The organism is Acetobacterium carbinolicum (assembly GCF_047456275.1).
GTDB lineage: Bacteria > Bacillota > Clostridia > Eubacteriales > Eubacteriaceae > Acetobacterium > Acetobacterium carbinolicum.
Window position 1 is genome coordinate 3,798,899 of sequence record NZ_CP173357.1, and the last position, 12,205, is coordinate 3,811,103.

10 protein-coding genes are annotated in these 12,205 nt (G+C 40.5%); 1 reads left to right on the top strand and 9 read right to left on the bottom strand.

Translation table 11 applies throughout. From position 1 onward, the window contains the following. Positions 1 to 100: 100 nt before the first annotated feature. Positions 101 to 526, top strand: a complete 426-nt coding sequence (locus ACIZ62_RS17535) for a hypothetical protein (protein WP_111888710.1) — start codon at positions 101 to 103, stop codon at positions 524 to 526. Positions 527 to 634: 108 nt separating this feature from the next. Here the strand turns inward: ACIZ62_RS17535 and ACIZ62_RS17540 are convergent, their stop codons facing one another. The 9 genes from ACIZ62_RS17540 to ACIZ62_RS17580 all read right to left on the bottom strand — a co-directional run bounded on the left by ACIZ62_RS17540 (position 635) and on the right by ACIZ62_RS17580 (position 12,013). Next, positions 635 to 1,063, bottom strand: a complete 429-nt coding sequence (locus ACIZ62_RS17540; RefSeq protein ID WP_111888709.1) for a flavodoxin — start codon at positions 1,061 to 1,063, stop codon at positions 635 to 637. 322 nt (positions 1,064 to 1,385) lie between these two features. After that, positions 1,386 to 3,860: an NHLP bacteriocin export ABC transporter permease/ATPase subunit gene (locus ACIZ62_RS17545; RefSeq protein ID WP_414150786.1), complete on the bottom strand. Its 2,475-nt coding sequence runs from the start codon at positions 3,858 to 3,860 to the stop codon at positions 1,386 to 1,388. A gap of 8 nt (positions 3,861 to 3,868) precedes the next feature. Then, the gene (locus ACIZ62_RS17550) at positions 3,869 to 6,022 is read right to left on the bottom strand and encodes an NHLP family bacteriocin export ABC transporter peptidase/permease/ATPase subunit (protein WP_414150787.1); all 2,154 of its coding nucleotides are present in this window, start codon (positions 6,020 to 6,022) and stop codon (positions 3,869 to 3,871) included. Between the two features lie 5 nt (positions 6,023 to 6,027). Then, a complete protein-coding gene (locus ACIZ62_RS17555) occupies positions 6,028 to 6,864 on the bottom strand; it encodes an HlyD family efflux transporter periplasmic adaptor subunit (RefSeq protein ID WP_414150788.1) in 837 nt (278 codons plus the stop codon). A 12-nt stretch (positions 6,865 to 6,876) separates the two neighbouring features. Further along, positions 6,877 to 7,848, bottom strand: coding sequence for a radical SAM protein (locus ACIZ62_RS17560; RefSeq protein ID WP_414150789.1), 972 nt, complete (start codon positions 7,846 to 7,848; stop codon positions 6,877 to 6,879). 65 nt (positions 7,849 to 7,913) lie between these two features. After that, positions 7,914 to 8,138, bottom strand: coding sequence for a Nif11-like leader peptide family natural product precursor (locus tag ACIZ62_RS17565; RefSeq protein ID WP_414150790.1), 225 nt, complete (start codon positions 8,136 to 8,138; stop codon positions 7,914 to 7,916). 4 nt (positions 8,139 to 8,142) lie between these two features. Continuing rightward, a complete protein-coding gene (locus ACIZ62_RS17570) occupies positions 8,143 to 9,477 on the bottom strand; it encodes a radical SAM protein (RefSeq protein ID WP_414150791.1) in 1,335 nt (444 codons plus the stop codon). 161 nt (positions 9,478 to 9,638) lie between these two features. After that, the gene (locus tag ACIZ62_RS17575) at positions 9,639 to 10,298 is read right to left on the bottom strand and encodes a response regulator (protein WP_414150792.1); all 660 of its coding nucleotides are present in this window, start codon (positions 10,296 to 10,298) and stop codon (positions 9,639 to 9,641) included. Beyond that, on the bottom strand, positions 10,295 to 12,013 hold the full coding sequence (locus tag ACIZ62_RS17580; protein WP_414150793.1) for a histidine kinase N-terminal 7TM domain-containing protein: 1,719 nt from the start codon (positions 12,011 to 12,013) through the stop codon (positions 10,295 to 10,297). The genes ACIZ62_RS17575 and ACIZ62_RS17580 overlap by 4 nt, the downstream gene beginning before the upstream one ends. Positions 12,014 to 12,205: the final 192 nt, after the last annotated feature.

The following is a 12,205-nucleotide window of genomic DNA, read 5'->3' on the forward strand; positions in this document are numbered from 1 at the left end:
TTCCCCTAAAAGGTGATAGAATAAGACAATTATGAAATCTTATTTTTACATCAATTTCCATTAAACAAACCTATTCCCATACTTATTGGAGGTAACCACCTTGCGAATCACACGAGACGAATTCCATGGACGAACAAAGCTAACAAAAAAAGATAAAAAAGAACCCATTGTAGAAGCATCCCCCAAAAAACCAATGCCTTCAGAATCACCATTAAACGCTTCAACTGACCTTCCGGAAAAGAATAAAAAAAAGGTTGGTTTCGCCGTAAAGCTATCAGATTCTGAAATAAAAAAACAATTACTCATCTTAGCTGAAGAAACAATGAATCAATTATCGGATCCTAACAAAGAGCTCCGCGATGTGGAAGATATCTATCTCATTTTTAAAGGGCAGATGATGGTCATCAACAAGTGCCGCTTACTTTCTGTCAGCGAACAACAGGAACAAAATGCTCAAGTCTATGCTTGCTACTATAAAAAGAAATTTGAGCTAAAAAAACTGGAAATGCAAAAAAAGAAAGGCTAAGTTTTCAGACCTGTCGACTTTTTTCAAACCTCTAAAAAAACAAAACCATGGCGCTAAACAGTCCATGGTTTTATTTCGTGATTGCCGTGCTTTTTTACTTAGATACTGCTATGAAGCCAGTCGTTTGCCTAAATCTCTGCAGGCTTCCAAGCCAGCATCGTCGGGGGCATCATTGATTTTTAAGCCATCATCGACTAGATTGACCCCAGTTTTCTTCATTCTTTCTTCCCATTCATCCATCCATTGGCCATCGCCCCAATCGTAGGATCCAAATAAGGCCAAAGGTTTTCCGGTTAGACTTTCTTTTTCAAGTTCAGCGACGAAAGGCTCCATTTCCTGATCTTCCAGTTCTTCGGCACCCATGGAAGGGCAACCCAAAGCAATGGCATCACTGCTTAACAGTTCTTCAATATTGGCCTTATCCACACTAAGTACCTTTACTTCAGCACCACCAGCCTCTGCTCCAGCGGCAACTGCTTCGGCCATTTCCTGAGTATTTCCGGTTCCACTCCAATAAACAATTGATACTTTTTTCATCATAAATTCTCCTGATCTGAATAATTTTTGCTAAATCATTTCCAATTTAACAGACATTATTGGTGATCTGTTTAAGGGTTTTTTTCCAATTCAGGGTCATGCTTACCTCCAATTTTGATATCAGCGAACATCGATCTAATCAAATCATCGGTTCTCTCTTTACTCTATGTTAGTTTTGTGTTAGCTTTTGCTAACATATTAGCAAGAGTTTCTGTTCTTGTCAATCCCTTTAAGAATTTATTTTTAAAGCGCCTGGAATCCACTTCTCTTTTGATCTAAATTTCGCCATACAGCAACACCCTCATTCTGTTATTTTGTTCAATCATACCAGCTGTCTTTTAGCCAAATCATAAAAAATGCCTCTTTTTTTCATCAGCATCTCATAATTTCCCACCTCTTTGATTTCGCCTTGATCCAGAACAATAATTCGATCACAATTTTTTACTGTACTTAACCGATGGGCAATTACTATTCGCGTAGCAAAAAAACAATCTAAGCTTTGCTTTATTTTAGTCTGGGTGATGTTATCCAAAGCACTGGTAGCCTCATCGAAAAATAATATCCCGGGTTTGCTGGCCACCGCTCTGGCAATTAAAATCCGCTGTTTCTGACCACCCGATATGGTTCCAGCTCCTTCCATAACCATCGTGTACATACCCATTGGCATCGCTTTGATATCTTCATCAATACCAGCAATGCTGGCCGCCTGCCAAGCCGCCTCCATATTAAGATGCAAATTTGTGCCCACAATATTGTGGTAAATGCTGTCTGACATCAACTTACCGGTTTGCAGGACGACGCCAATCTTTTTTCGCAGTTCTCGCAGATCAATATTCTTAATATCCTGATCATCGTAGGTGATCTTACCTTCAAAACCTGTTTCAAAACCTAACAATAGCTTAAACAGTGTCGATTTACCGCTGCCGGAAGTACCAACGATACCGATATATTCACCCGGTTTGATTTCAAGTGATATATCCTTCAATACTTCGGCACTTGTTTCTCCGTATCGGAACCGGACATGCTGAACCTCTATTTTGCCTGTCGGGGCCTCAATGATCTGCTTGTTTTCCTTACTCTCTGGTTCAGTCTGCAATATGATCTTGCCCCGATCATATAAGGGTAACACCTGAGAGATCCCCTGTAGCGAACTAAAGATGCCGAACATCGAGGTCATAAAGATCATATAGGCAGAATTGAAGCCAACAAAATGTCCAACTGGCAGCGAAAAAGCAGCTTGTGTTGTAATCAACCAATAAATAATCGCAATTGAAACCGGAAGGTAAAATCCATTGAATGCTTCCATCTTGGAAGTGATCATGCCCTTTTTTTTCACAGCCTTATGTTTCTCTGACTGCGTCTTTGTCCATCTGAAGTATGCTCTCTCCTCCGCTCCCGATTTCTGTATTTTAACAGCCCCCTTAACCAGTTGGAAAGACAAACCGGCCAGCTTATTGGTCAATTGATTAATCCGACTCTCATATATTATTTGCTGCTTTGCAAAGTAGCCGTTTATCAGAAGATATGCTCCAATCATCAAACTAGTGACAGCCGCTAAAGAAACCTTATAATAAAAAAGCACTAACCAACAGAACAAAGAATAGATACTCGTTAATAAAATTATCATTACCGGGCCAGAAATGATATCTCTGATCATTGTAATGCCTAATGCTCTGGATGCTAATTCTGCCGACGTAAAACCTTTAAAAAAGCCCAATGGTAAATTCAGTAGCCGATCCCAGATCGCCGTTTGCAAGTCAACATCAAGTTTTCCTTCAATCCTAAGCATGATATATCCTCTTGTTAGATTGAAAAAAAAGGAAGATACCGCCGTTGCTGCCAGAATAATGCCAATTTGGGTAAGAAGGCTGATGTTTCCCTGCGGAATAATCCAACTAACCGTCAGTCCAGTCAGCAGCGGTACCGCCATCCCCAGTATTCCAATCCCGATCAAGCTGAATATAAGTAGTATGATATCCTTTTTACTGATCTTTCTTAATCCAAATTTTAGCAGGTCTCTGCCACTTATTTTTCTTTCTGGCAAAGGTCTGTATACTAAAAACGCATCTTTTCTCAAATTTTTCGCAATTTCCTCATTTACCAGTACCGTCGTTGATAATCGTAAGTCCGTCATTTCACAATGCTTTTTACTTCCAGCGATGAGCACAAGCGGCTCTTGATTCGATTTAAAGGCGATAATAACGCCCTCTAAATTTTTCCACCACTTCCCCTCCAGCTTGATCCTCCGATATCTCATGTTTGTCTTTTGAAAATATGTTCTCATCAAAGCATCCGGTTGTTGCTGCTTTTCCTCAAACTGCTGAGGTTCTTCTATCTCCAATTCCAAAGCATTAGCAGCCACCTGACAGGCCTTAAAATAGATACTTCCCGATTGTTGATAAACTTCCTTATGCACGTTATCTATCAAAACATTAACCGCCTTATTAAGCAACGCGGTTCTATTAAGTTTCTCATCAATGCGTTGTATTTTTTTTTGATAACTTTCTATTTCAATTTTATTTGCTTTTTCCTGTAAATAACAGTGGGTCTGTGTATGGATCTTTTTCAGTTCTTTTTCCTCAACCTTAGCGACATTGTTTCCGATAGCGATTAATTGATAGCTGCCATCTTCTACCTCTGCCGTTCCTCCGTAAAGGATCGTTCCTGCCGAAGAACTGAATAAATAATGGCGTTTATGCTCCAATCCTGAGGCTTCCGGCTGTTTTACCAGAAAAACACGAATGGTCCCCGAAATAACCTGGTACTCCATTTTTTCTTTTAAAATCATCCTCTCCATATGGCCCCCTACATGGTTTTTATCAATTCTGTATAAAGCCCTTCCTGCTTAAACAGGCTGTCATGATTGCCTCTTTGCACGATCTTCCCTTGATCCAAAACGATTATTTCGTCACAATCCCGGATTGTACTCAGACGATGTGCCACAATAATACAGGTATATCCCTGCCTGCGCAGATTTTGATCAATTTTCAACTCTGTTGCCGGATCAAGGGCGCTGGTTGCTTCATCCAAAACCATCACACAAGGATCTTGCAGAAACGCTCTGGCAATTTCTATGCGTTGTCGCTGTCCACCACTGAAATCCTGTCCATCTTCTAGCATTTGGTATTGATATTCGCCTTGTCGAAGGACAATATCATCATGGATACAGGCATTTTTCGCAGCTTCGATCAGCTTTGCCTCGCATAAATCCTGCTGCCATAAAGAAATATTTTCACTGATGGTTCCTTCAAACAAAATGATTTCCTGATCCACCATGGCTACTGACTTGTTGACTACGCTCACCGGTAGATCTCTCACTGGTTTATTATCCAAAAATATTTCACCTGACCAGGGCTCATATATTCCCGTAACAAGCTTGGCAATTGTTGATTTTCCACTACCTGAACGCCCTACTAGTGCCGCCCGTTGACCCGCTTTAAGATCCAGTGAAAAGCCATCAATCAACGGTTCTTCAAATTCACTAAACCCGAATGTCAGATTTTCTATTCTAATATTTCCATCATATCCGATCGTGTCATCATCCCCGCCTCGTTGCACCGATTTTTTTGCGTTCCGACTATCAGGGTATCGATGAATATCCTCGATCCGCTTAACATCAGCAATCACTTGAGGAAGTTTCATCCCGGTTTGGTTCAAAATAACACTGGATTCAAAAAAGCTTGCCATAATACTTTGGAAAGCAACCAAAGCACCTACCGATAATTCTCCCTGGATGATTAAATAACCACCTGCAAAAAGAACCGCTGCTGTTGCAATAATTGACGTAAGCTGCGGAAGGTTCATTAATCCTTGGATTTTTGCGCTTGCTTCTTGTTTTTCATTGATCAGCTTACTCTGATACCCCGCCCACTTTTCAAAGAACGCTTGCTCCGAGCTGGTTGTCTTAATTGTTTCAATGAGTTGAATGTCCGAAATTGATGCGCCCATAAGTTTCATGTTCGACATACTGATGCGGTTATTTAGACTTTCCTGAACTTTTGTATTAACCGCCAGAAAAATTAGATTAATCATAAACAGTAACAAAATCAAAAGTGAAAGCCACAGACTATAGTTAAACAGCACTATCATAAATATCAACATCGCCAACAAGGCAGCAAAGGCATTGACCATATCAATCGCGATAAATGACACGATATTGTCAACATTCTTAACGCGCGAGCTTATTTCACCGGCGTAACGCTGCATAAAGAATCGAGCAGGAAGGTGAATCGTTCGCCATAATAATCGGCTTGTTTCGCTGATTCTAATCTTTTCCATCAGACGGTAACTCAAGCCTCGGTAAAGATAACCAGTAATAGCCTTTAGCACAGCAACCATTAATAAACCTAACAGTAACCCGGGTAACCAATGGACACGTCCGTTCATCCATACTTCATCGAGAAATATTTTAGCCAACCAGGCGATAAACAATGTCGGCAGGGTCATCATTAAACCGATAACGCTTATATAGACGATCTCATATCGATACATCTTTAACTGTTTTCGAAACGCTTCAAGAATCATCTGCTTTTTACCAGAAGGCTTAAATTCTTTGCTTTTTTTAAATTCAATTGCTATCCCCGTAAAAGATTTGTCAAAGACCTCATCGTCAACCGTTCGCCTTCCTCCGGCGGGATCATTTAAATAATATTTTCCTTTATGAAACCCTTCCAAAACGAGATAGTGATTCATATTCCAGTGAATAATCACGGGCATTTCATGCTTGAGCAGCGCCTTTGTATCCAGCCGATATCCCTGAGCCTCAAGTCCGTAGGTTCTGGCCGCCTTCAAAATATTGCTGGCCTTACTCCCGTCTCGCGTGATGCCGCATTTTTCGCGGACTTCTTCCAGAGTGACATATTTTTTAAAATAACTCAGTATCATTGTCAGCGCGGCAGCTCCACATTCAACCGCCTCTATTTGCATGATGTTCGATACTTTTTTGACATTTTTAGGCATCAAATTCACCTCCCGTCCATCACCAGATTAATCGGTTTTATATTATCCACAATAAAATCTGCATCACATAGAGTCCCTTCATAAATATTGAAGGGCGGACCATTAAGTGTTGACCATTGATAGCCACTATCGGTCGTATCATTTGAAACAAGATCTACTTCAACCTCAAGCACCACCTGCCCGTCCGAAAAAGAGGATACAAGGGACTCTGATCCCAGTAGCAACGCTAATCTTTTGTCGCTAACCGGATACTCGGAAACCTGCTGTACAATTCCCTTGATGAATCCATACTCCTCTTTATTGACATTGGTCGGCTGTACATGAACCGCCATGCCCTTTCTTAGATTTTTGCCATGTTTAACCGACACAAATACAATCGCTTCGAGACTGTCCTGTTCTTCGGAGGTCGCTACAATGCTGATTATCTTTTCTTCATTGTTGACAAAATCGCCGACCAACGATCTGATTTCCGATACCCGACCATTTATCGCGGCCGTAATATCGACCAGCTTCAGACTTCCGTTCAGATCTTCTACTTCCATGCTGCCGATAACCTCACCTTCCCGGATATACTGCCCCTGCTTAATCAAGATCGTCCTGATAATTCCTTCCTGTCGTGTAATGACATATTGCACTCCCCCTTCAGGCATAATGATTCCACTTCCACGCAGGGTCACCGGTACCAAACCATAGAAGGCCCATAATAAACAAGTTCCCATAAATATGACCATTCCCAAAACAAACATATGTGTTTTACGATCGATTATCCGAATGGCTTGATCCAGTTCATCTGGAGAAGTAACCGCTGTGGTTGTTTCTTTTCTAAAAAAATTACTATCCATGCTGATACTCCCCTAGGTTTTATCTCGAAAAACAGGCTCCCGTTTTAAATGCTTTTCATAATCAATCTCGGCCAGAATTTCTTTTATAAAAGGTTCCATCTGTTGAAGAAAAACCTCATCCTCGAAAATTTCCATGCATAAATGACAAATCGAAACATATTCATCCTGCCTATTCTGAAGAAAGCAGCCTCGCGCTTCTCCGGCTTCCTTTAGCCATTTGGGACCTCTCCTTATGATGATATTTAATAATGCTGCGTTTTCTTTAGCCTGTACCAATTGAGCGATTGAAAGTTCGGAAACCGATCCCAGCTGCATCGATTTTAACCGGATCCCCGGACTGCAACATGGATAGACGAAGTTATCCGGCATAATGGTTAATTTGTCCGCATAAGTACATCTACCGCCATAATCTCCATAGATATAATTACCAGAAGGAATTTGATGCTTGGCTCTTCCCGCTGGCACACATGCGCCCTTTATCCAGTCACACTGCTTATATTTAGTTGCCAGAGGATGTTCCGACGAAGTTCTGATCACCAGATTATATATTTTTAGGGGAATTCCAACGATCTCATTGGCAATCAAGATGTTTTCGATATAATCGTAGTCTATAAATGATTGATGAAATTCATCGGTACTGACAACCAGGTTCGTCAGGCCCTTCTCTTTCAACAATTCCAACTTATATAAGGCATTTTCCTGGGTGTTGCCCCAGAAACCATTGGTTGTTAACGACGTCTTTAACCCTAATCCGCTGGCATAGTCCAGAATTTTCAAAACTTCATCTTCATAAAGTAAGGCTTCTCCACCAGAAATACCAATTTCGTCGAAAGTCGAACTCGCCGCTGCCTGATGGATATAATCGAGCGCATCTTTTAATTCCATTTTTTCGGTCAGGTTTGGATGGCATTCAAAACAGCAGCTGGCACAACTGGCATTACACTTATAGGTGTATACCAATCCCAGTTTCAATAAAGATTTCATATTTCACCTCTTTTTAAACAAAATGCAATAAGCACACAAAAGTGTGCTTATTGCTTAAAAAAAATTTAGAAAACACATGTGACATAGAGGGTACAACCACCACCGGCTACTTGATCAAGCTGATCATCCGATACTTTTTCTGCTTCTTCCAGTTCACTAACTGAAATTTCAAATCCTATTTTCTTGGCAAGGGCAACTTGATCTTCCTTGCTTTGGCATGCTTTAAACTGTTTTTCGAGACTTTCGTCTGTTTTAACTTTTTCAACTAAATTTATTAATGCTTGCGACATTTTATCACCTCCTTTCTTTATCTTCTGTGATATTGAAAAGACGTCGGGCTGCTACCCTCATCTTTTTCTCTTCATAAGCATGATTGACAAAATGAACGCATCTTTCCCTGATACCCGTACACAGTGCCAGTTGATTTTCGTTTTTGCTTACACAACCTCCTGCACAAAGGTATTTGGCAAAACAATCGCAACACTTCTCATTGCAATCCACCGTTTTTTGACCAAGCATTTTTATGCGTTCCTGATCAAAATTTAATTCTCGCTGTTCGAAATCAAAGCACCCAATTTTCATGGCCTCGCTTTTTTCTTCCATACACGCATACATATCACCGGCCACACTAACACTCCAGTTAGGTTTTGCCGTAGATGAACAATAATGTGACCTGGGAATCAAGTTCGGATGACCATGCTTTCCCTGAACCTTGATGGAGGTTAATTTTCCATACTTCAATGCTGCCATAAACCGTTCATCAAAGTGCTGTTGATCTACCCCCAGCGCCTTTTTATCCGCTAATGCCCGGCCACTCAGATTAATTTGTCCAAAAGAAACGACACTTCCAGGAAAGTTTTTATCAAAGAAATTGATCGTTTCTTTCAAATAATCGATATTATAACGTGTAACAACAACACTGAAAATTAGTTTTATGCCGCTTTGATACAGTGCTTTAATATTATCATAGACCCGATCAAAGGATGGTTTATTATTAATAAGAGGACGATGCTGATTCTGAACCTCTGGTAGCCCCTCAAATGAACACGATACGACATTAAAATATTTAATAATAAACGCCCGCAGTTCTTCATCAAAGGCACCATTTGTAGGCAGTAAAAAAATCGGTTTGATGTCAAACCGTTTAGCCTTTTCAAGGGCAGTCATGACGGTGTATTTTAGCAGATCCGGTACAAATGTCGGTTCTGCATCATTGGTAAAGATAATTGAACAAGTCGCATTTTCTTGATGGTCAGGCAGATTGTCTAAATAGCGAAAATAAGTGTCTAAAATTAAGTCGATATCTTCTTTTCTTTGATACTTTATCCGACCTTCTCCGCGGCCGGCATAACAGTAGATACATCGCATATTGCAGCCGTTTGACAGATCAATATTTAGTTCAGGAAAGCCATTTTTCATCACATTCAGATCTTTCTGAGGTGTTTTTTGAATTGCTTTTATCAACTCTTTTACCAAAGAACTTTCCGCTGTAATCGTTCTGTTATTTAAACAGTCAGCCAGTTGCTGATCGATCAGTTCTACGCACCCTCGCTTCGGTGCATAAACAAGCTTCTTCGCTGCATCCTTCTCGTAAGATAGGATATAAATTTCTTCGTCCAACAAGATCATAGCTTCGCACCTTTCTTTTTTGGGATGTTTTCATTGTATCTCGTTTCCCCGTTCCTGACAATGTACTCAGGTTCAGTCTCAAATAAAATAAAGTACAGTCATTTTTCACATGACTGTACTTTACGACAGTGATCATAAGATTCAACTGCTATTTTTTGTTTCTAATTTTCGATAATACCCATCCGCGCCGCGTACGCAATAACCTGAGCCCTATTTTCAAAATGCAGCAACTCAAGAATTCTACTCATATGATACTTTACGGTACGTTCGGTAAGCCCTAAGGTTTCCCCCACTTCTTTATAGGTTATACCTTTTGCGATCATTTCCAAGACTTCTAATTGTCGTTTACTTAACTGTCCATCATGGCCATCCAGCGCTAGGTTTTGATCACTCGGTTTTTCTTTGTTTTTGAACTCTTCCAGAAGTCTTTTGGTCAGGCCTAAAGAAAGCGGCACCTCATTTTTTTTAAGGGCCGATAGCATGTCGACAAGCTCCCGAGCATTCATATTTTTCAAAAGGTAACCTGACGCTCCAAATTTCATTGCATCAAACAAATCATTATCCTCCTCAGAAGTAGTCAATATTACAATCTTAACCTCGGGCATTTTAACCTTAATCAGCTTTAACGCATCCAAACCGCTGCATCCAGGCATTTTAATATCCATTAAGATGATGTCTGGCTTCAAACAGCAAGCTTTTTCCAACGCCTCGATCCCGTTTTTAGCGGTCCCGATCACATTAATCCCATACGTTCCAAGAAGATATTGTAGGCCTTCCATAAACAACGGATGGTCATCAACCAGCATCACTTTCATGTTCATCCCTTAATCGCTCCTTCTCTCCATTGCACGTACAACACAACCTTGCTGCCTTCACCAATTACTGAAGTTATTTCAATGACAGCACCGATTTCCTCAGAACGCTCCCGCATAATATTTAGACCAAACTTGTTTTTGGCATCGTTTATACTCTGCTTGACATCAAAACCCTTGCCATCATCATTTATCACCACACACAACTGCTCCGATGTAACTGAAAACACGATGGTGACAAGGCTTGCTTCTGCATGTTTCCCGATATTGCTCAGTGCCTCTTTGATAATATTTAAGATATTGGCCCGTGTATTCGGTTTTATTTCTATCCATACAAATTCTTCGGGCAAATCCAGTTTTGCTTTTATTCCAAACTGCTCTTCAAAGCTTACAACGGTTCTTTCCAATTCATTGATAAAACCTTTTTCCACCGACTCTTGACATCTGACATTTCGAATATATTCCCTTATTTCATTATGCGCAGACTGCGTCACTTCGACAAGTTTTTCAAGCTTAATCGAAACAATTTCCACGTCTGCATTCGCTAACTCCTGCCTGATTCCCTGCGCCTGAAGATTAATAAAACCCAGTACCTGCGCCAAATTGTCATGCAAATCCCGGACAAGTCGTTCCCTCTCTTCGGCAACGACGAGTTCCCAATGCTGTTTCAAATATAGCTTCTGCTCCTGCTTTTTTTGAGTGATCTCATTGACAATGGCAAGTCTGCCAATCATGATACCCTTCCTATCAATAAGGAGGGAAATCCGCAGCTCAAAAATCTGCAAAAATCCATTTGTGTTTATTGAAAACTCACTTTGAGAACTTCCACTGACCATACAGGCATTAACAAGTACCGGAATTTTACTGCAGGCTTCCGATACCCTCATTGTAATTATTCTTGAAGTAGGGTACCCTAATATTTTTTCAAAAGACGGATTGATATCTAATATCCGATCCTGCAAATCCAACACCATGATTCCCGCATCCATTGTCTCAATGACCATGGCACGGGCTACGGGTACAACATCCAACAACTTGTAACGGAATATCCCCCAGGCAACGATTAACCCCGCCGGGCCAAAGACAAGTGGTGTAATATCAATCCCTCGCACCAGACTTAAACCAGTAATATACATTATATTCACGATTATAATCATACTTAACCCGATGAGTACCGACAATGCTTGTTTCCGATAAACGGTATTCTTAAAAAAAACGCCTCTGATCAAAAGCACACCTGCGTAGATATTAAGCAACTGCGAATAGCCTGCATGAACAAAAAAAGCGGGACCATATTTTTTTTCTATAACCGGAAATGAGCCATTGTAGTTCAGATGTAGGTCGTATCTTATTAATCCATGAATACTATCCGTCCATACAAGAATGATTATTATTGTCGGAATAATCACTAACCATAAAATCTTCCTGTTGCGTATCCATTGATCACCACCAGTCAGTTCCATACATAATGCCACCAAAACCACGGGAGCGTAGCAATAGGCAATGTATTGCACGTTGGCCCAAAAAAGCTTGGTGGTAAAATCCACCGCTGACATCTCAAGGGCATTGGCAGAAGACCATAACGTAACAACTACCATACACAAAATAAAGCTGATTGCACCTTTTGCATTACGCCTCTTTGCAAATGCATATATCCCAAGAAACAGCGTCGTAAGTGCAGAGGCTATCAACGGCCATATGTATGAAATGTATTGATACTGCATAGCATCTCCCTTAAAACGCACTTTTTTTATCACTTATTATTTTATTTTGTCTGATTAAGCTCATCCTAACACAAGAAGCCCGGGATTTATATACAATTTGTTTATTTTATCTTTGAGATTATCTTATCCATTAGCTCTTGGAGTCAGCTTCAAGTCAATAGTAATGATTCACTTTTAAAACCCCCGACCATT